Here is a 24,784-nt window from a genome sequence, read left to right on the forward strand (position 1 = left end):
GAAGAATTTGGGCTGTGCTGATGGTCCTGTGAAAAGGCAGGTGATCCAATCATCATAAACAGTATCCAAACTTGCAAAGCACTGGTAAGACCGGTAGGGCGCGAAGATTTCAAGCGGTTTCGTATTTAAGATTGTGCCTAGTAATAACTAATATACTTTATTTAACGGATAGAACCGTCAAAATGTTACGGCAGCGGAATTGGTTGGCGACTGGCAGAGGACGGTCCACGAAGGTATTGGGCAAGCAACATATTCAGGATCAACCATCCCTGCCAGTCATTCCGAGAATTCAACGTAAAAGCCGTCATGATATTTTACTCCATGCAGATTTTGACCTTTGTGTGGCCAGGAAATCGTGCAGGGGTTTATTTTCAGGGAGTTCGAGGTCGGGGTCTTCGGAAAGTATTTTTTCGGCGCAGTCGCGGGCGGCCTGGAGCATGGCACGGTCCTGTACAATGTCTGCCAGCTTGAGGTCCAGCAGGCCGCTCTGGCGGGTGCCTTCAATATCGCCGGGGCCGCGCAACTCCATATCTTTTTCCGAGATCACGAAACCGTCGTTGGTCTGTACCATCACTTTCACTCTTTCACTGCTGTCTTTCCCGATCTTGTTGCCCGTCATCAGGATGCAGTAGCTCTGTTCCGCTCCCCTGCCCACGCGCCCGCGCAGCTGGTGCAGCTGGCTCAGCCCGAAGCGCTCGGTGCTTTCGATGACCATCACGGAAGCATTGGGCACGTTCACGCCTACTTCTATCACCGTGGTAGCCACCATGATCTGCGTATCGCCCGTCACGAAGCGGTGCATGTTCGCATCTTTCAACTCGTTGGTCATGCGGCCGTGCACCATACTGATGTAATATTTCGGTTCGGGAAAAAAGGCCTTTACTTCCTCGTATCCTTTTGTAAGGTTTTCAAAATCAAGGCTGGCGGATTCTTCGATGAGCGGGTATACGATATACGCCTGCCGGCCTTTGCGGATCTCGTCTTTGATAAAATCCATGACCTGCGGCCGCTGGTATTCTGTACGGTGCACCGTAGTAATGGGCTTGCGGCCCGGCGGCAGCTCGTCTATCACAGACACGTCCAGGTCGCCGTACACGGTCATGGCCAGGGTACGGGGGATGGGCGTGGCGGTCATCACGAGGATATGCGGGGGCATATCGTTCTTTTCCCAGAGCCGTGCGCGCTGTGCCACACCAAAGCGGTGTTGTTCGTCTACGATAGCCAGGCCCAGGTGATGGAATTTCACTTCGTTTTCCAGCAGGGCATGGGTGCCGATGAGGATATGGATGTTCCCGGCTTCAGCGTCGGCCAGTATTTGTTTGCGGGCCTTTCCTTTGATGTTGCCGGTTAGCAGTGCCACTTTCAGCGGCATGTCTTTCAGCAGTTCTGAAATGCCTTTGTAATGTTGTTGCGCCAGTATTTCAGTCGGCGCCATCAGGCAGCCCTGGAAACCGTTGTCTATGGCTATAAGCAGCGAAAGAAGCGCCACCATGGTCTTGCCGGAGCCAACATCCCCCTGTACCAGGCGGTTCATCTGCCGGCCGGTGGTCGTGTCTTTCCGGATCTCTTTCAGCACACGCTTCTGCGCGCCGGTGAGGGCGAAAGGCAGGTGGTTGTTATAAAAGGTGTTGAACACGTCGCCTACGGCGTTGAAGACGAAACCGTGGCTGGCTTTATGGCGGCGGATCTTGAGGCGGCAGATGCGGATCTGCGCCAGGAAAAGCTCTTCAAACTTCAGCCTCCGCTGCGCCTGCCGTGCTTCTTCTTCCGTGGCGGGGAGGTGTATCTTGAAATAAGCCTGCGACCGCGGCATCAGGCGGAACTGCTGCAATACCGGGGCAGGGATATTCTCCCTGATCTCAGACAGCGACAGCTGTTCCAGCAAATTATGCGTCAGCTTGCCAATGGCCTTGGCGGTAAGGCCGCGGGCTTTCAGTTTTTCAGTGGTGTAATACACCGGTTCCAGGTGTTGTTTGCCGGCAGCGGTCTCTTCTGTGAGCAGGTCCATTTCGGGATGCGCCATCTGCAAAATGCCATTGAACTGCGACAGCCTGCCGAACACAAGATAGCCGGCATTTTCGCGCAGCGACTTCTGCATCCATTGCCATCCCTGGAACCAAACAAGGTCTATGCGGCCTGTTTCGTCCTGCAGTGTGGCTACCAGCCGCTTGGAGCGCTTGTCTCCCACTACTTCCATATGCACAATGCGCCCCCTGATCTGCACGAATTCTTCCATACCACTGAGCTGGCGTATCTTTTCCACCTTGGTGCGGTCCACATACCGGAACGGGTAATATTCCAGCAGGTCGCGGAAAGTATGGAGACTGATCTCCTTCCGCAGCAGTTCGCCCCGCTGGGGGCCTACGCCTTTCAGGTATTCGATCGGATTGGATAATATGGAAGAGATATAGTTCAAGAACGCATGTTGAATGAGGGTACGAAGTACGGCAATTTCAGAAAAAAAGGCAAACAGCAGCGGCGCATAAAAAAGACCGGCCCGGAAGCTGCAATGCTTCCAGGCCGGCCAGTATCATAAAAATAATTATTCAGCGATCGCTTCCACTTTCCCTTCCACGAACAGCTTCATCCATTCAGAAGTAACGGATTTGGGCCTTTCGAGAGAGAGACCCAGCGCACGGTCCCAGCAAAGGGAGGCCAATACGCCGAGGGCGCGGCTTACGCCGAACAGTACGGTGTAGAATTCGTATTCCACCAGGCCGTAGTGCACCAGCAGTGCGCCGGAATGTGCGTCTACGTTAGGCCATGGGTTTTTCACCTTACCCAGGTCCTGCAGGATGTTGGGCACGGTATCATATATCGCCCAAACGATGCGCACCAGCTCATCTTCGGGGAGGTGTTTCTTCGCGAACTCCATCTGTGCAGTAAAGCGGGGATCGGTTTTGCGCAATACGGCATGGCCATAGCCCGGCACCACCTTACCTTCGGAGAGGGTCTTTTTTACGTAAGCCGCTATCTGCTCTTTGGTGGGAACGCCGCCGCCCAGTTCTTCGCGCATGCTCAGTATCCATTTGATCACTTCCTGGTTGGCCAGGCCATGCAGCGGGCCTGCAAGGCCGTTCATGCCGGCTGCGAACGACAGGTAAGCGTCGCTGAGAGCGGAACCTACGAGGTGCGTGGTGTGAGCGCTCACGTTGCCGCCTTCGTGGTCCGCATGGATCACCATGTAAAGGCGCATCAGTTCTTTAAATCCTTCGTCTGAATACCCCAGCATGTGGGCGAAGTTGGCCGCCCAGTCCAGCATGCCATCGGGCTGGATGTGCTTGCCGTCTTTGTATTTGCGGCGGTAGATATAAGCGGCTACACGCGGCAGGCGCGCGATGAGGTTCAGGGTGTCCTCATACATGTAGCTCCAGTAGTCTTTTTTATTCATCCCGTCAGCATACGCTTTTGCAAACACGGATTCGGTCTGCAAAGCCATAACGGCCACGGTGAACATGGTCATGGGGTGAGTGGAAACAGGCAGCGCTTCAATGGCGTCGAATACATGGTTCGGCACATGGCTGCGGCGGCCCAGTACGCTGCTCAGGTTCTGCACGTCCGCTTCGGTAGGCAGCTCGCCGATCAGCATGAGATAAAATAACCCTTCCGGCAGGGGCTCTGCGCCACCCGGGGCTTTCGGAAGATGTTCCCTTAATTCGGGGATGGAATAACCGCGGAAGCGGATACCTTCATTGGCATCCAGCAGGGAGGTTTCGGTAACCAGCCCGGTAATACCGCGCATGCCCTGATAAACCTGGGCCACTGTTACATCATCTACTTTCTTTGTACCATGATTCTTGAGCAGGTCCTTTACCTCTGCGCCCAGTTCATCTGCCTTAGCCTTGAATTTCTCTTTTATATAACTCATTTTCCCGCAATGATTTAGAAAAATTAACAAAATCGATCAATAGACAAAAGTAATGATAAATCATAAAAACCGTACCCTTAAGGGGAGATTTAACGTATTATTTCAGGCTTTTGATCAAAAACGTCAAAACAACTACTTCGGGGCGCGGAAATAGAGATAAAGGGCCAGCCCGGCGAAAACGAAGTTGGGTATCCATGCCGCCAGCAAGGGATTCAGATCGGCCTTCGTGGCAAATACGGTGGAGAACTGCATGAAGAGGATATACAGGGCGGAGATCACGATGCCCAGCGCCAGGTGCAGGCCACTGCCGCCCCTTACCTTCTTGCTGGAAATAATGGCCCCGATCAGTACCAGGATGATCACCGCCACGGCCGCAGAGGTACGCCGGTGTTTTTCCACGTAATAAACGTTCAGCCCTTCCGCCCCGCGCAGCTCTTCCCTGGCCAGGTAACGGTTCAGCTCGGGGGTCGTCATGGCCTGCTCTTTATTTTTTTCTTCGATCAGCTCCGCAGGGTGAAGGGGTATTTTGACGGTGGTGTCATTGCGGGTGTGCAGGGTTTCTTTCATGCCGCTGATGGTGCGCACGGTAACGAAGTCCAGCTTCCATTTGCGGCCCACGGAATCCCATGAAAAACGGTCGGCCTTGAGGCTGTAGATCACCTGCTGGCCTTTGATGCGCTTCATCACGAAATTGGAACCGTTCTTATAGTTGGGATCGTAAAAACCGAAGGTGATATAAGTGAGGCTGTCTACCCGCATGGTCCGGTCTTTCATCGTTTCGGCATCTTTGGGCGCGCTCACATATTTATTCTCAAAAGTAGTACGGATGCGGTTGGCGGCCGGCACTACCCAGCGGTTGGCTGCCCAGAGAATGGAGGCGAAAAGAATGGCGCCTACCCAGTAAGGCCGCAGGAAACGCCTGAAGCTCACGCCCGCGCTCAGGATGGCGACGATCTCTGTTTTATAGGCCAGCTTGGAGGTGAAAAATATCACCGAAATGAAGATGAACAAAGGGAAAAGCAGCGCCGCGATGTGGGGGATGAAGCCGATGTAATAGTGCATGAACACGAACCCAATGGACAGGTTATGCTCCAGGAAGTCGTCGATCTTTTCCGTGATGTCTATCACTACCGAGATCACCAGCAGGATCATCAGGGAATAAACGAACGTGCCGATGAACTTGCGTAATATGTACCAGTCTATCTTCTTCATGTTATGAGGCGGCCGGGCTTAAAGGTGCAAAGCTAGTATTCCGCTTGCATCTAATATGCAATTTTATTCTATGATGTGCAATTTTAACATAAATACTACAGCCTTGTTTTCAGCTGGGGTATCACCCGTTGCTTCCACGCGCCGTAAGTGCCCTGCAATATTTGTTCCCGCGCGGCCTTTACCAGTTCCAGGTAAAAACAGAGGTTGTGGATGCTGGCAAGCGTCATGCCCAGTATCTCACCGGCAACGAACAGGTGGCGTACGTAGGCCTTGGAGTAGTTCTGGCTAGCAGGACAAGGATTTTGTTCATCCAGCGGGCTGAAATCATCCGCCCATTTTTTATTGCGGATGTTGATGACGCCCTGCCAGGTGAACAGCATGCCGTTGCGCCCGTTGCGGGTAGGCATTACGCAGTCGAACATATCGATGCCCAGCCCGATGTTCTCCACGATATTCCAGGGTGTGCCCACGCCCATGAGGTAGCGGGGTTTCTCTACCGGCAGTATTTCGGTTACCAGCCCGCACATTTCATACATTTCCGCTTCCGGCTCTCCCACGCTTAGCCCGCCGATGGCGTTGCCCGCACAGTTGCGGGAAGCGATGGCTTCGGCGGATATTTTCCGGAGGTCTTTATAGGTGCTGCCCTGCACGATAGGGAACAACGTTTGTTCGTGCCCGTATGCCGGCGCGGTTTCGCCGAGGCGTTTGATGCAACGGTCCAGCCAGCGGTGGGTCAGCTCCATGCTGCGTTTGGCGTAGCCGTATTCGCTGGGGTAAGGCGGGCACTCGTCGAAGGCCATGATAATATCCGCGCCGATGGTGCGCTGGATGTCCATGACGTTTTCGGGGGTAAAGAGGTGGCGGCTGCCGTCGATATGGCTTTGAAAAACCACGCCTTCTTCTTTGATCTTGCGGTTGGCGGCGAGGGAAAACACCTGGTATCCGCCGCTGTCCGTAAGGATGGGGCGGTCCCAGCCGTTGAATTTGTGCAAGCCGCCGGCCTGCTTCAGCACGTCCATGCCGGGGCGCAGGTAGAGGTGATAGGTGTTGCCGAGGATGATCTGCGCGTTGACATCGCTGCGCAGCTGTTCCTGGGTAACGGCCTTCACGGAGCCAACGGTGCCTACGGGCATGAAAATGGGCGTCTGGATAGTACCATGCGCGGTGGTGATGGTACCGGCCCTGGCTCCGGAAGGATCGGTGGTGATGAGATCAAATTGCAAGATGGTCTGTATTTTTCAGGGGGCAAAGGTATTGAATATTGAGGAGGATCATTAACGGGCAATTAACTAATTTATTTAGTAAAAATTTCAATATTTGAAATATTGTTTGATTAACCGTAATTTTGTATGACAGTTATTAGCAGGAAAATCCTGAAAGATTTTTCAAAAGAACAGCCCGGTTCCTCCGATGCTTTGTTAGCCTGGTTCAGGCTTACCTGCGAATCGGATTGGAGTTGCCTGAAGGATATAAAAGAAACATTCAACAGCGTGGATTATGTCGGGAATGATCTATACGTGTTTAATATCCGCGGCAACAGGTACCGGCTTATTGCACGGATCATTTTCAGGGTAAGGACGGTATTTATACGATGGATAGGCACACATCACGAATATGACCTTGTACAGCTTAAAAAATTATGATCCCCCAAATTATCAACATGATGAAAAAGACCATCAAATCACGCAAACCCAAAATTGCATCTGCGGCGGAATATGAGCGCATCATGGCCCGTATCGACCTTTTGATGAAAAAGGGTTCGGCCGCGCTTACAGAGGGTGATGTAGATGAATTGCAGGTGCTGGTAAAGATCGCAGAGGATTACGAAGACCATTACATCAGCCTGCCCAGGCCCGATACGCTATTGGGCATGATCGAACTGAAAATGTTCCATAAGAAAATGAACCAAAAGGAAATGGCTGAATTCCTTGGTATTTCCCCTTCAAAATTCTCCCAGATCCTGAATCAAAAAAGGGAACCGGATGTGGAATTTCTCAAGGTCATTTACCATAAACTTCACCTCGATCCCAAATTTATCCTTGATCATGCCTAGTATTAATTTTTCCACAACCTTACATAGATAAATAAAAACATATATTTTTGCCCCCACTATGTCGGACAACCTGGGGATCATCATTTTTTACGTTTTCGCCGCTGCGGCGGGAATTCAGGTATTGTATTACCTCGTCTTTTTTTCGAGAGTAGCATTCTACAAACGCCGGTTTGATGAAGATCATCCGCCGCAGGAAGCCATGTCTGTCATCATTTGCGCCAAAAATGAAGAGAGAAGCCTGCCCAGGAACCTGCCCACCGTGCTCCAGCAGCGCTATCACATCCACCAGCAGCCGGAATACGAAGTGATCGTGGTAAACGATAATTCGGAAGACGATTCCAAATATTATCTCGCCTCCATCGAAAACGGCTATTCCCATTACCGGCATATCGAGATCAAACAGGCGGCCCAGTTTATCCCCGGGAAAAAATACCCGCTGTCTATCGGCATCAAAGGCGCCAAATATGATACGGTGGTGCTCACGGATGCAGACTGCAAGCCCGGCAGCACCCACTGGCTGTCTATGATCGCGCAGGGATTTGAGAATGGTAAAGAGATCGTGCTGGGCTACGGGCCTTATTACAAAAAGCCCGGCTTCCTCAACAAGGTGATCCGTTACGAAACCTACTTCAGCGCCCTTCAATACCTTTCCTACGCCATGGCCGGCATTCCCTACATGGGCGTGGGCCGCAACCTGGCGTATAAAAAGGAGCTCTTTTTTAAACATAAAGGTTTCACCGCCCACCAGCACATCGCCTCCGGCGACGACGACCTGTTCGTGAACCGCGCAGCCAACGGCAGCAATGTGGGCGTGGTGATCAACAAACACGCTTTCGCCTACTCCGAGCCCAAAACGAAGTGGAAACACTGGTTCGCACAGAAAACAAGGCATATGAGCACCGGCAAACATTACCGCTTCGGCCATAAAGTATTGCTGGGACTGTTCTCCCTCTCCCATTTCCTCTTCTACCCCGCCATGATGGCGGCGCTGTTCTACATGCCCATGCTGTACATCACCCTGGGCATCCTGGGCGGCAAGATCCTGATCCAGTCCGTGATCACTTTCTTCGCACTTAAGAAGCTGGATGAGAAGGACTTATTCTGGTACAGCTGGCTGATGGACATCCTCATGTTCCTTTATTATGTTATCTTCACGCCCGCATTGTTCTTCCAGAAAGGGAGAAGCAAGTGGAAATAGCATGGAGACCGTTTTAAAATATTTCAGTGACTTTACACCCAAGCAGCTGGACCAGTTCCGGGCGCTGGGGCATCTTTACAGCGAATGGAACGAGAAGATCAACGTGATATCCCGTAAGGATATCGATGCGCTGTATGAGAAACATGTGCTGCATTCGCTCGCCATTGCAGCGGTGGCAGACCTCCCCGACGGCCTGCAGGTGCTGGACCTTGGCACCGGCGGCGGTTTCCCCGGCATTCCCCTGGCTATTTTCTTTCCTGAAGTACATTTTCACCTGGTGGATTCCATCGGTAAAAAGATAAAAGTAGTGGAAGGCGTTGCCGAAGCCCTGAACCTCCAGAACGTGACCACCGCCCATTCCCGGGTGGAAGACATCAAAAACCGCAAGTTCGACCTGGTGGTGTCCCGCGCAGTAGCGCCTTTGAAAGACCTCTGGCAGTGGAGCAAGCCTCTGATCAAGAAGAACACGGCGGAAGACCGGCCCGGCGGCCTCATCTGCCTTAAAGGGGGCGACCTGGCGCAGGAGATCTCCGAAAGCGGCACCAGGCCCAAAATGGTGAATATCTATAAACTCTTTCCCGAAGAGTTTTTCCAGGAAAAATATGTGGTGGCGGTAAGATAGACCAGGACCCGGATTTCTCTCTCCATAATATAATGACCGCCCGTGATTTCCTGTCGTAAACAGGACATTCATCTTAAATTCCGGCATAAACTACCCCCGGTTGTCAAATAACAACTAAAAGTGGCGTGTTCACAACTAAGAGTGGCGGCTGTTTTTACTGATCCTGCAAATGAAGTGGATACCTTTGAAGTGTCAAAAAAAAACAAAAACATTGTACGTATGTTGAACGCAAAGATGATCGGCGAGAAGATCGCCAAAGCACGAAAAAAGGTAAATATCTCCCAGGCAGAACTTGCCCAGCGCCTGTTCATCAGTTCCCAGGCAGTTGGAAAGTGGGAACGCGGGGAATCGATGCCCGATATCACCACCTTTAACAGTCTCGCGGAAATCCTGGGCGTTGACCTTAATTACTTTTCAGAAAACTTCCAATCCACGGTTGATGAAACAGCAGTGAAGGCGCCCATTAATAATGCTGACGACACTGAAACACAGGATATCCCCCATTTCCCTGGCCCCGAGCGGCAGCTGGTAACGGACTTCAGCGCGGGCAACCTGGCTAAAAGCGACTTCGCCGGCGTCACCGCACATAAAAGTAAATTTGATGCAAGTACATTGGCCGGCTCCGACTTTTCGGGCGCGGACCTGACCGGCAGCTCATTTAAGGTCAGCGATATGCGCGAAGCCAATTTCGACGGCGCAAACCTCACAGATTGCCTTTTCTCTGTGAATGATATGGCCGGTACAAGTTTCAACAAGACCATTCTTGTACGCACCGAATTCAACAAGACGGGGCTGGACGGGGCAAGATTCACCAATATAACGCTGACCGGCGTAAGGCTGACCATGCTCGACCTGAGAAATACGGTCTTTGAAAAATGCACCTTCAATAATACCGACTTCAAATACTGCGACCTGCGGGGGCTGAGTCTTGACGGGTTGACCTTTACCGGCGTCAAGTTCGACAAAGCGACGCTGAACGAGGTTTCGTTTAAGGGCGCAACACTTAAAAATGTGTCTTTCATCCCAACGTTTGCCCTGACCAACAAATACTACCGCGCCATCAAAACCATCTGCTTCGACGGCGCAATGATGGATAAGCTCACCTTCGCCGCACTCAAAGGTATCGGAGCCGATCTGTCGAAAGTCACCATCATCTAAAGAAAAAATACATGCAAAATTCAATTCAAGTGAAAGGACTTCAAAAGTCCTATAGGGAGCTTCATGTCCTGAAGGGCGTAGATTTCGAGGTGGAAAAGGGCAGCATTTTCGCCCTCCTCGGTTCCAACGCCGCGGGCAAGACGATGATCGTCAAAATCCTATCTACCTGCTGAAACAAGACGTATAAGAAACGGGGGTAAGAGGCCATTTTGCGGAGGCGGTATATAAAATACGGGGAAAATTTCCCATATTATGTTCTCAGAACCCGATATCCTCGTCCGTATGGCTGAGTTCCGTTTCCAGCGTGCAATGGGTGATATTCATGTGATGCAGCATGTGCTTCAGCTCGGTTTTCAGCTTGTCCACCTGCTCCGGGGCCAGTCCGGGCTGAACGGTGACGTGGGCGGTAAGGGCGTTTTCCGTGGTGCTCACGGCCCAGACGTGCACATGGTGCAGGTCTGCCACCCCGGGGATCTTTTTGGCGGCGGCCTCTATTTCCGAAACGGTAATGCCAACGGGCACACCGTCGAGGGATAAACGAAGGCTGTCGCGCAGCAGGCCCCAGGTGCCGTAAACGATCACGGCCATCACGAGCAGGCTCACGGCGGTGTCTATCCAGTACTGGCGGGTATACACCATCAGCAAACCTGCCGCCACCGTGCCGAGAGACACCAGCGCATCGGCCACCAGGTGCAGGTAGGCGCCTTTCACGTTCAGGTCTTTTTCCTTGTCACGGAAAAAAAGAAAGGCAGAGGCTGAATTGATGACAATACCGATGCCCGCCACGATGGCCACCGGGCCTCCGGCCAGGGCAACGGGATGGCTGAAACGCATAATCGCCTCATAACCAATGGCCCCGACGGCAATCAGCAAGATAATGGCGTTTAATAATGAGATCAGGATAGTACTTTTGCGGTAACCATAGGTGTACCTGCTGCTGGGCGGGATGCGGGCCAGCCGGAAAGCCAGCATGGACAGGGCCAGGCTCGCCACGTCGCTGAGGTTGTGCCCCGCGTCAGACAAAAGGGCCAGGGAGCCGGTGGTAAAACCAGCAACCGCTTCCACGGCCACGAAGGCGAGGTTCAGGCCGATGCCCGCCAGGAAGGCCCTGTTCAGGTGGGAAGCTCCTGTGGGAGCGTGAGCATGATCGTGCATTATATTAAAAATACGAAGACCTGTTTAAAAAAAATACGGCAGCATTACAATAAGCGATCCGCTGGTTCGTCTACCTAACTAAGATGAACGAGTGGCTTTCCATAAAAAAACCCATGGCACTGGAACAAAACGAGCGCATACAGCGAACGGTGGAGAAGGAACGCAAACGGCTCCTGCAATTCATCCGCAAACGGGTGGATAATGTGGCCGATGCGGAAGACATTCTCCAGGACGTGCTGTACCAGTTCACCCAATACCTCCGCCTGGGTTCGGATATTGATTCACTGACCGGCTGGCTTTTCGCGGTTACGCGCAACCGCATTACAGACTGGTTCAGGAAAAAGAAAGAAGACCGTTTTTCGGACACAGCCATCGAAATGGCAGACGGCGAGGGGCCCCTCTACCTGTCAGACATCCTGCCCGACGCTTCCGCGCAAACAGACGTGCCCATGCTGCGTAAATTCATGTCCGAGGCCATCACCGAGGCTATCGACGAGCTGCCGGAGGAACAGCGTTACGTGTTCCTGCAGCATGAGGTGGAAGGGCGTTCATTCAAGGAAATTGCAGCCGAAACGGGCATTTCCGTGAACACCCTGCTGAGCCGCAAACGTTACGCAGTGCTGAGCCTGCGCGAAAGGCTGGCGCAATTGTATAAAGAATTACTGAACGATTAAAAGTACTGACATGAAAAAATATATTGTGTGGAAAATTCTGGGCGGCATTGTGCTGGGCGCTGTTTTCGTTACAGCTTTCGGATTTGCCACCATGTACCTCTGGAACTGGCTGGTACCCGCACTTTTCTCCGGCCCGGTGATCACTTTCTGGCAGGCGCTGGGACTGCTGCTGCTCTGCAAGCTGCTGTTCGGCTTCCCGAAAGGGCATCATGAGAAAAAACACTGGCGCTGGAACAAGGAAAGGTGGAGGGAACACGTAAAGAACAGGATGGAACACCTTTCCCCGGAAGAAAAAGAGAAAGTAAAGAACCATTTTGACCGCTGCATGTCCGGCCGCTGGGGGTTCAAAACCCGCGAAGAAGCAGAAAAGCCCGGAACAGCAGAAGAGCAATAACCTACAACCTAACCTTATGCAACCCGAATCAAACACCCGCGCCATGATCGGCATCTTCAAAACGAATATCCGAACGTACCACGACCGGAACCTCATCATCCGCGCAATTTGCAGTAACTTTGAAGTATCCTCCTGCAACGTAGACATTGAAGATTGCGACAAAGTGCTGCGCGTGGTAGATATGAAAGTGGATGAGCATTCCATCATCCGCTTTGTACAGGAACAGGGGTTCCACTGCGAAGTGCTTGAATGAAACATTTTAACCGGACCTTATGCAAAAGACAGACATACAGACCCTACTGAACAACAGCTTTACGGACTTCGCTGCATTTATCGAAACACTTTCGGATCATCGTTTTATTGTGTCTCCCGAAGGGAAATGGTCTGCCGCCCAGCAGCTGGACCATCTCATCAGGAGCGCCAGGCCGGTGAATAAAGCCCTTGGCTTTCCCCGGTTCTTCCTCCGCTGGTTTGGCACGCCCGCCGCGCCTTCCCGCTCCTTCGAAGACATAAAGGAAAACTACCGCACACTGCTGAAAAACGGCGCGGTGACCACCCGGCCTTATGTGCCGCATGTAACCGAAGCAGAACAGAAACAGCCATTGCTGAAGCAGTTCGCTTTGCAGAAAGACAAAATGATACAGCAGATAGACAACTGGAGCGAAGAGGAACTGGACCGCTACCAGGGCCCGCACCCGCTGATGGGCAAGCTCACTATCCGCGAAATATTATACTTCACAGCCTATCACAATTATCACCACCTGCATACCCTGCAGCTCCGCGAACAGCCGGACCAACCCTGGCATGAACAGCTGGAGAGGGCGATATTCTAACCTGTGCTCTTAAGTTCTTACGGCCCGTTCCCTTCCCGGGAACGGGTTTGTTTTTTCAGAAAGCGTATATCCTCCTATGGCCAAACCGCGGCAAATTCGTACCTTCAGCGAAACCCCAATCTGCTAACTCAGGCAGGCTCCAGGCTACCCCAAATATTTCCACGCCGTTGCCTGCTGCAAAATATTGTGTGCATGAAAATTAAATGGCTTACTGCTTTTCTGCTGCTGCTGTGCATTGCCCCTAAAGTGCAAGCCCAGAGCGAGTTCCCGAAGGGATGGATATTTCCGCTGGAAATGGGAGGAGGCATGGTGACATCTTTTCACGGCGCCGATCCCGATCTTTTTGTTGCTACGCTGGCTTTTTCGCCGCAGGTAACGGTTGTGCCCGGCAGGCTACGGCTGGGGCTTACCGGCGGAGGCGCTTTTTACAACAAACGTATATACGGCACCGGCGGCGGGCGCGTATCGCTGATGCTGTCACAAGGCCCGAAAGTGCTGGAAAGCACCGTGCTGAACATACAGCTGGTAGGCGAATACCTGTTCGGCACAAAGAACCAGCGCCTGGTGGGCGGCGGCTTTGCCACGGAGATCGGGCAGATGGCCACCATCAGCGCCAAAGTGCACCGCGACTATGCCTGGAACAGCTGGTGGTTCACCGGCAGCCTCGGCATTCACTGCTTTAAAAAGAAAGCCCCCAAACTCCCTGAATTGTAACCCTTAAAAAAATCCTCATCATGTCCAAAACAGCATTGGTGATCAGCGGCGGAGGCTCCAAAGGGGCATTCGCCGTGGGCGTGCTTAAATACATGGCCGCTACGCCTAAAATTCAATTCGACACGCTCTGCGGAACCAGCACCGGCTCCCTCATCATACCCCTGGCCTCCATCGGGGAGATCAACCTGCTGGAGAAATTATACACCACTCACACCACCAGCGACATCATCATCACCGGCAACGTGATCAACCGCTTCGCGGGGAAAGACACCTATTCCCTCTTCGATGCGCAGCCGCTGAGCCTGCTTATCAAAAAAACCTTTACGGACGGTATGTTCCAGGCGATACTGGACAGCGGCAAATCGCTTTACCTTACCACCGTATGCCTGCAAACCGGGCGCATCACCTACTTCACCACCAGCGACCTGCCCATGACCTCCCCGGAATACGACGTGATCCGCATACCGGACGCCAGCACTTTCCGGCGCGCCATGTTCGCCTCCGCCTGCCAGCCCGTGTTCATGCCGCCATACCAGGTAATAGAAAGTCAGTCCCGGCAGTATGTAGACGGCGGCCTGCGCGAATATGCGCCGGTAGACCTCGCGATAGATACGGGAGCTACCGAGATATACGCTATCCTGCTCACGCCGGAGGAACCCGTGGAAAAAGAGCATGTATATAAAAGCCCTTTCGAGATACTGCAGCAAACGATGGACTGGTTCACGATGGACGTAGCGGTGAACGATCTCCGCATGCCGAAGTACATCAACCGCAGCCTTGAATACCTGAAAGCCGTGAAAGCGAAAATGAAAGAAGCGGGCCTTAAACCGAAGGAGATCGAGTCTTTCTTCAACATCCCGTTCGACAATCCTTTCCTTGGCAAAACTGATCTGAAGCTGCACATCATCCGCCCTGAAAAGCCCCTCAACGGCGGCCCCGGCGGCCTCACCTTCGATCCTCCTGAAATGAAAAAAATGGTAGCCTACGGCGAAGAAATTGCGCGCAAGTATTTCGAGAACCTCTAAAGAGACTGCGCGTAATATTGGAAAACCTCCATAAAAAAGGGCGCCCCGGATAGCGGAGCGCCCTTGCTGTATTTTCCCGGCGGAGCTTAAGGAGCCACCGCTTTGTTGTTATTCCTGTCGATGTCTGCCAGGCGCATGCTGGGATCGATATTGATGCTGCGCAGCTGGCCGATGGGCACATCCAGCGTGAGCGAATAAGTAGGATGCGTCCACCGCCAGCCGTCGTGCACAATGCGTTTTATACTATCGTCTTCATTGGGTTTGTTGCCGAACATGATGGTGAGCGGGATGTAATGCATTTCTTTCCGCCCGTCTTTCATCTCCACCAGCAGATCTATGGGCATGGGGAATTCGCCTGCGCGGCGCAGCACCACTATGGTTTTCCCGTTCGTTTCATAAATGCTGTCCAGCGCGTAGTCGATGTGTTTGGTGGTGTTCCGCATATATTGCAGGTACCAGTCCAGCTGGAGGCTGCTTTCTTTTTCCATGACCCTGATAAAGTCATTGGCGTTGGGATGTTTGAAACGCCAGTCGTTGTAATACCTCAGCAAACCCGCATCCCTGTTGGCAGCGCCGATCACGTAACCGAGCTGCTCCAGGAAAACGGCGCCTTTGGAATAAGAGCTGACGCTGTATGCATAATTGGTATTGTAATGATCCGCATGCGTGCTGATCGGCTCTTCGAAGCCGCTGCGCACGAGGGCAAAATAATTGCGGTAGCTGTCTGCCTGGTGCCATCTGCCTGCCAGCGAATCTACGGTATTGCCAATGGTATTGTCTTCAGCAAAGGTGGTAAAACCCTCGTCCATCCAGGGGTACAGGCTTTCGTTGGTGGCCAGCATGCCCTGGTACCAGCTGTGCATCCATTCGTGCATGGCTACGCCGTAAAGGCCGGGCAATTTGCCATTTCCCAGGATGAGCGTGGCCATGGGGTATTCCATGCCGCCGTCTCCTCCCTGTATGAACGAATATTGCTTATACGGGTAAGCTCCGTAATGCTTTTTGATGTATTCGTAAGCCGCAGGGATCATCTTTGCGAGCTGCGGCCAGGTGCTGCGCGTGGTATCGTTTTCGATGTAAAAGAAATGCGCCGTGAAATCGTCTACCTGCTGCGTGATATGTTTATAATCCGGGTCTGCCGCCCAAACGAAATCGTGCACATTGGGCGCCACGAAATGCCAGGTGAGCGTATTGCCCGCCGGCCGCGTTACTTTGGCGCCTTTTGTTTCGTAGCCGTAGCCGGTCTGTTGCGGGTTTTGCAGGTAGCCGGTGCCGGCCAGCACATATTTTTTATCGATGGTGATCTTCACGTCAAAGTCGCCCCATATGCCGTAGAACTCGCGGGCAATGTAAGGCGTGGGATGCCAGCCTTCGTAGTCGTATTCGGCCATTTTGGGATACCACTGGGCCATGGAATAATCCACGCCTTCTTTGTTATTCCGGCCGCTGCGGCGGATCTGTACGGGCACCTGCGCTTCAAATTCCATATCGAAGGTAACGGCAGATCTGGGCAGGATGGGCTTGTCCAGGTCCACCACGAGAATGGTCTCTTCGGTGCGGAACTGTTGCTGGCGGCCGTTCATGGTGAGCGAACGCACTTTCTGGTAGCCGATCTCGTTGGGTTGCAGTTTGGAAATACGGTCTGTGACGCGGCTGTCCCAATCATGTTTATTCACGCCCTTGGCGTCTTTCCCGACAATGATCCTGCCCAGCTCGCGGCTGCGCACGTCCATCATGCTGTTGGGCTGGAACGCGTTCCACTGGAGGTGGTAAAAAACGCGGAAAAGCGTATCTGGTGAGTTGTTGGTGTATTCCAGCTGTTGTTTGCCGGTGAACTGGTTGGTCTTAACATCCATCCGGATGTCCATTTTGTACTTTACGCGTTGCTGCCAGCGGTCCGTCTGTGCCATGGCTGAAGAAGCTCCCAGCAGAATGATTAGCGCCGGGATGATTGATTTTCTCATACTCAGATCATTGGTCTAAGGGGCGAAAATAGGAAATTTCGCGGGAGAGCGCGGCATATTGGGATGTGTGGTCATGGTTTGGGCGGGCGCAGGCTGAAGAAGAAAAGCTCGTTCTGGTGAGCAACGGAGCCGGCAGCCTGGTCCTTCAGGAAGTACAGCAGCACGATCTGCGTTTTCCCGTCTTTCGCTTTGCCTTCCATGGCAAAGGCGTCTTCCACTACAGCGTCTATCGCATAGAATGGCCCGTTGGTCAGTATCCTGGTCACTTTTTCGCCATTCTCATCTCTTTCTACGGATTTCAGGTAAGCGCCTATTTTAGCGCCATTCGCCGTTACGATCACGACGGCCATCCTGCCGTTAAAATCCACGAACTTCCCTGTACCGGCCGCTATCTGGTCCCAGTCGGCATAACTGTTGAGGTCTTTTTTCAGCTGGCTCTCAGAGGGGAAAGATTTGTTCAAAGCCTCTTCCACCTTGGGATCGGCGAGAAGGGCTTCCAGTTCTTCTTTCTTTTCGGCCAGCACTTTTTGCTGTTCCCTTGCTTCTTTTTCGCGGGCCAGCACTTCGCCTGCCTTGTTGTACACTTTGTCTTTGGAAATACCGTTGGCTTCGTAGAATTTCTGGGTGGTGGCGCCGCCTGCAATGCCGTCTGCCTTGATGCCCAGCGCTTCCTGCATATCATAAACGGCATCGGCAAATTCTTCTGAACCGGGCTGGATGCCGGGTTTCTTGATGAAAAAAGTAGCGAGCCAGCCGAGAACGCTGGCGTAATATTTATTGTTGGCGGTTGCTTTAGCGTAATTGATCTTCCTTTCTTTTTTCGGCTGATCAGCGGGTACGGTGCCGCTGTTTACAGTGGTCAGCGCTTTTGTCATATCCACCTTGCCTGTTTTTACATTCCTGCCCGCTTCGATCATTTTTTTGATGTCTTCCGGCGTCTTGCCCGATTTTTTGATGGCGTCCACCAGCTTTTGTATGTCTTCCGGTGTGAGTTTCTTCCCTTTTTCCCCGGACTCGAACACTTCTTTCAGATCGGCCATGATCTGGTCTTTGTATTGTTCTTCCCATTCCGCGCGGGCCTTGGCGATGGCAGGATCGTTGGGGTCTATTTTATCCAGCCCCTGCCCGATGGCTCCCAAACCGCCGCCACCAGCGCCTTTGGCCCTGGGCTGGCAGGCTTTATCTCCCATATATGCAGCCAGGGGCGTGCCTTTCAGCGCTTCGATCATCAGGTTATGCAGCTTATCGCCCACGATGGCATCCATCAGTGACTGAGCGGCGGGCTTCGCAATATTCTGCTCCCAGAAATCCGTTTTTTGCAGCAAAGCCATGCCGGCCGATATGCCGAGTTGCGCCACCAATCCCCATAAACATCCCAAAGCGGGCGGCGTGCCGCAGGAAATGATCTGAACGCCCAGCCGCACGGCCAGTTCCACTTTGTCGAGGATGGCAGTCCATTCCCGCATTTTATCCACAGTGAGGGTGAATGTTTCGATCGTTTTATCGTATTTGTCTATCTCTGCCTCCCACTTGTTCTTGAACTCCATGATCTTGCAGCACAGGGGCTCGTGTTCCTTGAGCTGTTCTTCCGCCGCGGTTTCCAGCGCTTTTTCGTATTTGCCGATCACGGCCTCCACGATGGTGTCCATGCATTTGGAAAATCCTTCGAACGCAATGGCGATCATCTTCTGGAAGATGTCTACCGCCAGCTTGACGATCAGGTTCACGGCCTGTTTCTTCCAGGAAAACTCCATCGTCTCCCCGCCTTTCAGGGTCTTGGATTTTTCGCGGTGCTTTTCGAATTTGGTCTTTATCTTCTTGAACAGCTCCTCGATCTTATCGAAGGCCCTTCTGAAGCGGAAGCGCAAAGCGCCATACACGCGGCCTTTGAAGCTGCTCCAGAACTTCACGTCCTTCACATCTTTGATCTCTTTTGCGGGATCGGGAGGAGTGGTCTTTTTCAGCTCTTTATCCACTTTATGCCGCTTGAGCAAGCCTTTCGCGCGCTCTTTCAGGAATTTTTTCGGCTTCTGCGGCACGTCTCCTTCCGTTCCGTTCGCCCATGCTTTCCGTTTTTTCTCCCAGGCTTCGGCAGCGGCATTGGGGTTGTCTTTTCTTTGAATGACTTTCCTTTGGATCGGTTTGCGGGAAATAGCGCCCGGCATCTTGGATTTGCCCGCTTCTGTTCTCAGGGATAAAATGAGCGCATCCAGTTTCGCGCGGTGTTTCTTTTTGTCTTCCGCATATTCTTTGGGAATGTAGGGGTGCGGCATCAGGAAGTATCCTGCCAGGCCGTCGCCCAGCAGGGCCACCCATAGGCGCTGGTTAGAATTCCGTTTCATCACTGCGTCGGCATCCATCTTGGTGTGCTCCTGGTCAAAGAGGTCGTAGTTCAGCGAGTTAGGCAGCAGCTTGGAAAGATCCATGGTCTTACCTTTGGTAGTAGGAATGGAATCGGGGAACACGGAATGCACATGCTCTACGAATTCTTTGAAACCCAGGATGTAATTGCTTTGCTGTACTATGCCTTTGCCTACGAGCCCGGCGGACTTAAGCCCGAATTCAGTAATGAACAAAGGTTTGATCTCCCCTATCTCGAAATTGGGCGGGAAGTTGATAGTGAAATCCCATGTATTGTCCGGCTTTTTAACAGGGCCGCGTTTCACAGGACCGCCGTCCCGCCTCATCTCCGCCAGTCTTTTGCCGCTATCCATGAAACGGATGTAGTCGTAATTCTTTTTCGCCTTGGAATAATGGGCCTGCATGCCGGATACGATGCTGTCATCAGCTTTATACAGGTCCGCAAAGCCTGCCAGGTTGATGCCTTTACCCCAGCGCACCGCACCCGGCACGCCTGCTTCGGTGATGAGGTTGCCGTCTTTTTTGCGCATGCGGTTCTCGATCCAGGTATGCGCCCAGTTGCTGATCTTGTCTTCTTCTTCCCGTTGTATTTTCGGTTTGACGGCCGAAGGCCCTGTTTGCTGGATCACATGCGTAAGCTCGTGTGCCAGCAAGCGCTGGCCGCTGGCGGAGGTATCGTCGAATTTATTCTGGTTGAAATAAATATCCGAACCGTGTGTGAAGGCCTGCGCGTTGATGCTTGCGCTGAGGTTGCCCGCGGCGTGGTTGTTATGTATCCGGACATGACTGAAGTCTTGCCCGAACCGGTTCTCCATACTTTTGCGCAGCGGCGCGTTCATGGGCTGGCCGCCGCCTTTGGATGCCTGCAGGCCTGCCTCGAACTGGGAAGACACTGGTCCCGGCCCGCCCGGGGCGGCTTTGGGATTTACCGTACCGCCACCGCCCGGTCCTGCTTCGTCGTTGTCGCTGCCGGCTTCCACCTCCTGGTTTTCGGTTTCTTTCTCTTCACTGGTTTCTTCCGGCGTAGCTTTCTCAATGCTGCACTCATCGCAGCTCCGCTGGATGATGTTAGTATGATGTGCCGTGGAACGGCGCGGAACGGGCATTCCGGCGTCACAGTCCGCGTTTTTACGCTGCACAATATCCGGACGCGCAACAGCCGGTTCCGGAAAACGATGAACGGTGTCCTCTGCTTCGCAGAATGCACATTTGCGCTGTACCTGCTCTTCCTGTTCACAAGCCGCACATTTACGCTGAACAATATCTGGGCGGGAAACAGCGGGCTCAGGGAAACGATGAACCATTTCTTCTGCTTCGCAGGATGCACATTTGCGCTGCACCTGTTCTTCCTGTTCACAAGCCGCACATTTACGCTGCACAATATCAGGGCGGGAAACGGCGGGCTCAGGGAAACGATGAACGGCGTCTTCTGCTTCGCAGGATGCGCATTTGCGTTGCACCTGTTCTTCCTGTTCACAAGCCGCACATTTACGCTGCACCATATCTGGGCGGGAAACGGCGGCCTCAGGGACACGATGAACGGCGTCTTCTGCTTCGCAGGATGCGCATGTGCGTTGCACCTGTTCTTCCTGTTCACAAGCCGCACATTTACGCTGCACCATATCTGGGCGGGAAACGGCGGCCTCAGGGACACGATGAACGGCGTCTTCTGCTTCGCAGGATGCGCATGTGCGTTGCACCTGTTCTTCCTGTTCACAAGCCGCACATTTACGCTGCACAATATCTGGGCGGGAAACGGCGGCCTCAGGGAAACGATGAACGGCGTCTTCTGCTTCGCAGGATGCGCATTTTCGTTGCACTACGTCTGAAACGGGCTCTGTATAAGGCTGTACCATATCTCCCGCCTCCGGCATCCGCATCACAGCGTCTGCCGCGGCATCGGCTTCCCGCTCTTGCGGGTCGTCCGGCGGGCTCACTTCCAGCTTTGCCTGCACAGGCAATCCGCCAAAAAAAGGTAGCGCCCCTTCCGTTGCAGGCGCAACATCCGGTACGGCGTTGTGATGCAACGCCGCAGCCCCGGCATGTACATGCCCGGCAGTACCCGTTTTGGCAACAGTCTCCACAACTACGCGATCGTTTTACCCTGCGTGGTCACCGGTTGATCCAGCATCCAGTTCCCTTTGCTCATCTGGTCCAGGAAGGTTTTGGTGCGGTAAACCGTCGGGTGCAATACTTTTTTCTTATGCGTGGCCAGCCAGTTCTGGCGGGCTTTGGTATAGGCGGTGATCCAGGCCTTTTCATCCCCGCCGCGCAACGGCGTGCGCTCAGGGAAACGGGTGCGGAGAAAACCGGGGATGGAACCGGAATGGATGTAACTGTCGTAGATCACCAGCAGGCTCAATGGCAATGCAAACTGCTCAGCCGTAAAAAAATGCTGCGCCGGCTGGAAGTACAGTATCTCGAAAGTTTCATCCTGCGCCTGCCGCATCAGCGGGTCTTCCTGCGCGCTGCGCTTCAGCAGGTCCTTGAACGGCTTGTTGTCTACCAGCGGTACGGAACCTACTTTCGGGAGGAAGGCCGAGAATTCGCCGGCGAATTTTCCGCCGAGGGAAATGTACCGTTCCAGCAGGTTGCGCAGGTTGCCCTGCTCGGTGGTCTGGCTGCGGCCATAAGTGATCTGGCGGCTCCCGTTCCTGCCGTCGGGAAATATCGCGATCGCATCGTATTTGCCTTCCGGCGTGCCGGTTTCGAATACGTTCACGACAGACATGATCTTATTCTTAATTGCGGGTGTGATCATAATGCATGTTTATGGTGATGTGAGTAAATTATTTTCCTTCTTTCTCCAGCTCCCGCCTTACGCCGCTGAGAATATCCTGGTGGGAAAGCGCGAGGTTCCCCCGTTCCAGCGCATTCAGGCAAACGTATTGCACCATGTTCATGATGTGGGAACCCGTCAGCTCGTGCGCCGCGGCGATAGCCGGAAGATCCACATCCTTTTGCAGCTTCACCTCGCCTGGGAAGGCCTTCTGCAGCAGCTGCAGACGCTCTTCAGGCCTGGGCGGCGGGAAGTAGATGATAGAACTGAAACGGCGGATGAACGCATCATCCATGTTGTTCTTGAAATTGGACGCCAGGATGGTAAGCCCGGAATGCATTTCGATGCGCTGCAGCAGGTAAGACACTTCCTGGTTGGCATATTTGTCATGCGCATCCCGAACGCCGGTGCGTTTCCCGAAAATGGCGTCCGCTTCGTCGAAGAACAGGATCCAGTTCTTATGCTCCGCTTTGTCGAACAGCGAAGCGAGGTTCTTTTCTGTTTCGCCGATGTATTTGGAAATGACCATCGACAGGTCTATGCGGAACACTTCGCGGCCGGTGTATTTGCCGAGCAGCGTGGCGGTGAGCGTTTTCCCCGTACCGGGCGGGCCGTAGAACAGCACGCGGTAACCGGGCTTCAGCTTGCGTTTCATGCCCCAATCCTGCATGAGGGTATCATGATGTTTGATCCAGCTTTCGAGTTCGCGTATCTGCCGCCATACGCCGTCGGGCAGCACAAGGTCGTCCCATTCCATCATAGTAGTGATGTGCTCCGCGGGAAAGTGCATGCTGAGGCGGGGCAGGCCGATCCTGCCGGTGGTGAACACTTCGGAATATTCGGGGTCGGCAATGAGGCGGCCGCTCAGCGCGGGTTCTCCCGGGCGTACGGTTTCGATGCTGAGTATCTTGTGTTTGAAGAAATAACTTTCTTCGGCAAACAATGGCAGCATTCTGAGCCTCGCCGCTGCATCGGCGCCTGCGAGCAGGAAGAGCACGGTTTCCCCGGTAGCCAGCGTGCCGCGGTGGTTGGCGCCTTTTACGCCGCCGAATTCGGGGAACTCCCCGCCCTGCGGCAGGAATTGCTGGATGAGCTGATCGAAGAACCCGGTGACCACGAAAGGCGCGAGCGTGCTCAGCAACAGCACAAGCTCTTCCGGCGCAGGCTGTGCGTGCCGCACAAATTTTGCGAAAGAAGAATCATCTGTTTTCAGCGGCTGCGGCGCTTCGGGAACGGTCATGGCCTCATTCCTGAAATGCGAAGCCAGGCGTGCATGGGCGAAGGCGCGGAGGTATTCAAGGCCCGTTACGAGGTAAGGGTCCTGCAGGCCGTTGGCGGCTGCGCGCGGGGGCGTTATGTTGGATGGTTTAAGCATTTGCGGTTCCAGTATCTGTGCCGGGCGTTACGGGAAAATCCCCGGGTTCTCTTTCAGGAACGGGGAAGTCGCCAATGTCCGCCTGGCAATTGGGGAGAGCGTCGTTGTCGTAGATCACGCGCACGCGGGAAGTGCTGAGCCCGAGCATGGCGGCCACCTGCTCGCGGAAAAGATTGAAGTGCCGCCGGTGCGCGCGTTCGGCGGGATTGTTCATCACTCCGCCACCCGGATCCCTGAACCCGGTACGGCCGCCCGTGGCGAAATTGGTGCCGTTGGTAGTGAAATATTCTTCTGCATTGCCGATCATATGACCGAACTCATGGGTTACATCCACAGTGTCTCCCGTGCCCCAGTCCGTCATGCTGGTGGTGCCGCCCAGGCCGGCAATGCCGCCGGGGGAAACCGTTCCGGGCGCCTGCGGGTTGATGGTATAGTGGGCCCGCGCAGGGTCTGTCACCCATTGAATGTTGACAATAATAGGCAGCTTGCAGGGCCCTTCAGCCACACCCGGAGGTGTGATGCGCAGGAACATGCGGTTGCTCCATTTCCGTTCAATCGCCCGTTCCCAGGCCCTTCTCACGGCACGCGGCGCGGTGGAGTTGAGGCGCATGATGAGGGAAACCCTGCCGAAAATAGCATCGAGATCAATGGTGAATTTCGCATCCCAGGTGAAAGTGCCGTTCCACGCTGCAAAGGCGGCGGGCGCGTTGGAAATGGTTTCCGTCTGCGACTCGTTCACCTCGCGGCGCATATGCAGCCGGTACGGCCATGGATAACGTTGTATCACTTTCCGCTGCAGCGATCCGTTCTGCTGCACCACATGCGTCAGTTCATGCGCCAGCAATTGTTTGCCGGATGTCGAATCCGGGGAGTACTGGCCTTTGTTGAAATAAATATCCTTACCGGTAGTGAATGCCCGCGCGCTGAGCGCATTGCTGAGCTGCGCGGCATTGCTGTCTGAATGTATGCGCACGTCGCTAAAGTCCCGCCCGAAGCGAGATTCCATAAAGTCTCTCGTTTCGCCGGGCATAGCCTGCCCGCCGCCGCGGCTGCTGTTGATCGCGCCTTCGGTATGCGCGCCTACAGCGGGCACAGGTGCCGCGCCATGCCGCTGAACGGGCCTAATGCCGTCTGCCAGCGGCTTTCGCTGGGCATGTTCTTTTTCTTCTTTCTCGCATGCAGCGCATTTGCGTTGTAGGCCGGGCACGCCGTTGCCGAAAAAGGAAGGTTGTGCGGCAGGCATGCGCATCACCTGGTCTGCCATCGCATCGGCTTCTTTTTCATGCGCATCGCCCGGCTCGTTTACGGTGAGCTTGGGCTGGAAGAAAGGCGATCCTCCAGGAACAGGAGGATGCCTTTTTGCAGTATTAGCCTTTAATTCTCTGTTCATGATCCGTGG

The 24,784-nt window shown here is 53.7% G+C and carries 21 protein-coding genes; 11 read left to right on the plus strand and 10 right to left on the minus strand.

The features are described from left to right. Positions 1-304 precede the first annotated feature (304 nt). From recG to tgt, 4 genes are all read right to left on the minus strand, one after another. Positions 305-2,416, minus strand: coding sequence for an ATP-dependent DNA helicase RecG (recG, locus tag R3I13_RS16325; protein WP_346319019.1), 2,112 nt, complete (start codon positions 2,414-2,416; stop codon positions 305-307). A gap of 126 nt (positions 2,417-2,542) precedes the next feature. Next, a complete protein-coding gene (locus R3I13_RS16330) occupies positions 2,543-3,868 on the minus strand; it encodes a citrate (Si)-synthase, eukaryotic (protein ID WP_346319020.1) in 1,326 nt (441 codons plus the stop codon). A 132-nt stretch (positions 3,869-4,000) separates the two neighbouring features. Further along, positions 4,001-5,080, minus strand: a complete 1,080-nt coding sequence (locus R3I13_RS16335) for an LptF/LptG family permease (protein ID WP_346319021.1) — start codon at positions 5,078-5,080, stop codon at positions 4,001-4,003. A 95-nt stretch (positions 5,081-5,175) separates the two neighbouring features. Further along, positions 5,176-6,303: a tRNA guanosine(34) transglycosylase Tgt gene (gene tgt, locus R3I13_RS16340; RefSeq protein ID WP_346319022.1), complete on the minus strand. Its 1,128-nt coding sequence runs from the start codon at positions 6,301-6,303 to the stop codon at positions 5,176-5,178. 126 nt (positions 6,304-6,429) lie between these two features. Here tgt and R3I13_RS16345 point away from each other — a divergent pair, with 126 nt between their 5' ends. The 5 genes from R3I13_RS16345 to R3I13_RS16365 all read left to right on the plus strand — a co-directional run bounded on the left by R3I13_RS16345 (position 6,430) and on the right by R3I13_RS16365 (position 10,111). Beyond that, positions 6,430-6,723 (plus strand): type II toxin-antitoxin system HigB family toxin, encoded by a 294-nt coding sequence (locus R3I13_RS16345; protein WP_346319023.1) that lies wholly within the window; start codon positions 6,430-6,432, stop codon positions 6,721-6,723. A gap of 17 nt (positions 6,724-6,740) precedes the next feature. After that, on the plus strand, positions 6,741-7,133 hold the full coding sequence (locus tag R3I13_RS16350) for a helix-turn-helix transcriptional regulator (RefSeq protein ID WP_346319024.1): 393 nt from the start codon (positions 6,741-6,743) through the stop codon (positions 7,131-7,133). Positions 7,134-7,191: 58 nt separating this feature from the next. Then, on the plus strand, positions 7,192-8,331 hold the full coding sequence (locus tag R3I13_RS16355) for a glycosyltransferase (protein ID WP_346319025.1): 1,140 nt from the start codon (positions 7,192-7,194) through the stop codon (positions 8,329-8,331). Position 8,332: 1 nt separating this feature from the next. Next, positions 8,333-8,953 (plus strand): 16S rRNA (guanine(527)-N(7))-methyltransferase RsmG, encoded by a 621-nt coding sequence (gene rsmG / locus R3I13_RS16360; protein ID WP_346319026.1) that lies wholly within the window; start codon positions 8,333-8,335, stop codon positions 8,951-8,953. A 219-nt stretch (positions 8,954-9,172) separates the two neighbouring features. Then, positions 9,173-10,111: a pentapeptide repeat-containing protein gene (locus R3I13_RS16365; protein ID WP_346319027.1), complete on the plus strand. Its 939-nt coding sequence runs from the start codon at positions 9,173-9,175 to the stop codon at positions 10,109-10,111. 258 nt (positions 10,112-10,369) lie between these two features. On the opposite strand, the gene R3I13_RS16370 is transcribed toward R3I13_RS16365, so the two are convergent. Next, positions 10,370-11,266 (minus strand): cation diffusion facilitator family transporter, encoded by an 897-nt coding sequence (locus R3I13_RS16370; RefSeq protein ID WP_346319028.1) that lies wholly within the window; start codon positions 11,264-11,266, stop codon positions 10,370-10,372. A 113-nt stretch (positions 11,267-11,379) separates the two neighbouring features. Between R3I13_RS16370 and R3I13_RS16375 the strand changes: the two genes are divergently transcribed. The 6 genes from R3I13_RS16375 (at position 11,380) to R3I13_RS16400 (ending at position 14,906) form a co-directional block, all read left to right on the plus strand. Then, entirely contained in the window at positions 11,380-11,940 is a 561-nt protein-coding gene (locus tag R3I13_RS16375; RefSeq protein WP_346319029.1) for an RNA polymerase sigma factor, read from the plus strand. A 10-nt stretch (positions 11,941-11,950) separates the two neighbouring features. Beyond that, positions 11,951-12,334, plus strand: coding sequence for a hypothetical protein (locus R3I13_RS16380; RefSeq protein ID WP_346319030.1), 384 nt, complete (start codon positions 11,951-11,953; stop codon positions 12,332-12,334). A 16-nt stretch (positions 12,335-12,350) separates the two neighbouring features. After that, on the plus strand, positions 12,351-12,587 hold the full coding sequence (locus R3I13_RS16385) for a hypothetical protein (protein WP_346319031.1): 237 nt from the start codon (positions 12,351-12,353) through the stop codon (positions 12,585-12,587). A gap of 19 nt (positions 12,588-12,606) precedes the next feature. After that, positions 12,607-13,167 carry a DinB family protein gene (locus tag R3I13_RS16390; RefSeq protein ID WP_346319032.1) on the plus strand — a complete coding sequence of 187 codons (561 nt, stop codon included), beginning with the start codon at positions 12,607-12,609 and terminating at the stop codon, positions 13,165-13,167. A gap of 192 nt (positions 13,168-13,359) precedes the next feature. Further along, a complete protein-coding gene (locus tag R3I13_RS16395) occupies positions 13,360-13,881 on the plus strand; it encodes a hypothetical protein (protein ID WP_346319033.1) in 522 nt (173 codons plus the stop codon). Positions 13,882-13,901: 20 nt separating this feature from the next. Next, the gene (locus R3I13_RS16400) at positions 13,902-14,906 is read left to right on the plus strand and encodes a patatin-like phospholipase family protein (protein WP_346319034.1); all 1,005 of its coding nucleotides are present in this window, start codon (positions 13,902-13,904) and stop codon (positions 14,904-14,906) included. Between the two features lie 86 nt (positions 14,907-14,992). On the opposite strand, the gene R3I13_RS16405 is transcribed toward R3I13_RS16400, so the two are convergent. From R3I13_RS16405 to R3I13_RS16425, 5 genes are all read right to left on the minus strand, one after another. Beyond that, on the minus strand, positions 14,993-16,870 hold the full coding sequence (locus tag R3I13_RS16405) for a M1 family metallopeptidase (RefSeq protein WP_346319035.1): 1,878 nt from the start codon (positions 16,868-16,870) through the stop codon (positions 14,993-14,995). A gap of 71 nt (positions 16,871-16,941) precedes the next feature. Continuing rightward, entirely contained in the window at positions 16,942-21,315 is a 4,374-nt protein-coding gene (locus R3I13_RS16410) for a DUF4157 domain-containing protein (protein WP_346319036.1), read from the minus strand. Between the two features lie 2 nt (positions 21,316-21,317). Further along, positions 21,318-21,992, minus strand: a complete 675-nt coding sequence (locus R3I13_RS16415) for a chitosanase (protein WP_346319037.1) — start codon at positions 21,990-21,992, stop codon at positions 21,318-21,320. A 28-nt stretch (positions 21,993-22,020) separates the two neighbouring features. Continuing rightward, a complete protein-coding gene (locus R3I13_RS16420; RefSeq protein ID WP_346319038.1) occupies positions 22,021-23,385 on the minus strand; it encodes an ATP-binding protein in 1,365 nt (454 codons plus the stop codon). Next, a complete protein-coding gene (locus R3I13_RS16425) occupies positions 23,378-24,775 on the minus strand; it encodes a DUF4157 domain-containing protein (protein WP_346319039.1) in 1,398 nt (465 codons plus the stop codon). The genes R3I13_RS16420 and R3I13_RS16425 overlap by 8 nt, the downstream gene beginning before the upstream one ends. Between the last annotated feature and the right edge of the window lie 9 nt (positions 24,776-24,784).

Origin of the sequence: Chitinophaga sp. YIM B06452 (genome assembly GCF_039655965.1) — a bacterium.
Classification (GTDB): Bacteria; Bacteroidota; Bacteroidia; order Chitinophagales; family Chitinophagaceae; genus Chitinophaga.

Excerpts from the sequence above, each read along its gene's own strand:
- R3I13_RS16415 (WP_346319037.1), bottom strand. The coding sequence starts at position 21,992 with ATGATCACACCCGCAATTAAGAATAAGATCATGTCTGTCGTGAACGTA.
- R3I13_RS16370 (WP_346319028.1), bottom strand. The coding sequence starts at position 11,266 with ATGCACGATCATGCTCACGCTCCCACAGGAGCTTCCCACCTGAACAGG.
- R3I13_RS16400 (WP_346319034.1), top strand. The coding sequence starts at position 13,902 with ATGTCCAAAACAGCATTGGTGATCAGCGGCGGAGGCTCCAAAGGGGCA.
- R3I13_RS16405 (WP_346319035.1), bottom strand. The coding sequence starts at position 16,870 with ATGAGAAAATCAATCATCCCGGCGCTAATCATTCTGCTGGGAGCTTCT.
- rsmG (WP_346319026.1), top strand. The coding sequence starts at position 8,333 with ATGGAGACCGTTTTAAAATATTTCAGTGACTTTACACCCAAGCAGCTG.
- R3I13_RS16335 (WP_346319021.1), bottom strand. The coding sequence starts at position 5,080 with ATGAAGAAGATAGACTGGTACATATTACGCAAGTTCATCGGCACGTTC.
- R3I13_RS16330 (WP_346319020.1), bottom strand. The coding sequence starts at position 3,868 with ATGAGTTATATAAAAGAGAAATTCAAGGCTAAGGCAGATGAACTGGGC.
- R3I13_RS16395 (WP_346319033.1), top strand. The coding sequence starts at position 13,360 with ATGAAAATTAAATGGCTTACTGCTTTTCTGCTGCTGCTGTGCATTGCC.
- R3I13_RS16375 (WP_346319029.1), top strand. The coding sequence starts at position 11,380 with ATGGCACTGGAACAAAACGAGCGCATACAGCGAACGGTGGAGAAGGAA.
- R3I13_RS16380 (WP_346319030.1), top strand. The coding sequence starts at position 11,951 with ATGAAAAAATATATTGTGTGGAAAATTCTGGGCGGCATTGTGCTGGGC.
- R3I13_RS16355 (WP_346319025.1), top strand. The coding sequence starts at position 7,192 with ATGTCGGACAACCTGGGGATCATCATTTTTTACGTTTTCGCCGCTGCG.
- R3I13_RS16345 (WP_346319023.1), top strand. The coding sequence starts at position 6,430 with ATGACAGTTATTAGCAGGAAAATCCTGAAAGATTTTTCAAAAGAACAG.
- R3I13_RS16365 (WP_346319027.1), top strand. The coding sequence starts at position 9,173 with ATGTTGAACGCAAAGATGATCGGCGAGAAGATCGCCAAAGCACGAAAA.
- R3I13_RS16420 (WP_346319038.1), bottom strand. The coding sequence starts at position 23,385 with ATGCTTAAACCATCCAACATAACGCCCCCGCGCGCAGCCGCCAACGGC.
- R3I13_RS16385 (WP_346319031.1), top strand. The coding sequence starts at position 12,351 with ATGCAACCCGAATCAAACACCCGCGCCATGATCGGCATCTTCAAAACG.
- R3I13_RS16390 (WP_346319032.1), top strand. The coding sequence starts at position 12,607 with ATGCAAAAGACAGACATACAGACCCTACTGAACAACAGCTTTACGGAC.
- R3I13_RS16350 (WP_346319024.1), top strand. The coding sequence starts at position 6,741 with ATGATGAAAAAGACCATCAAATCACGCAAACCCAAAATTGCATCTGCG.
- R3I13_RS16425 (WP_346319039.1), bottom strand. The coding sequence starts at position 24,775 with ATGAACAGAGAATTAAAGGCTAATACTGCAAAAAGGCATCCTCCTGTT.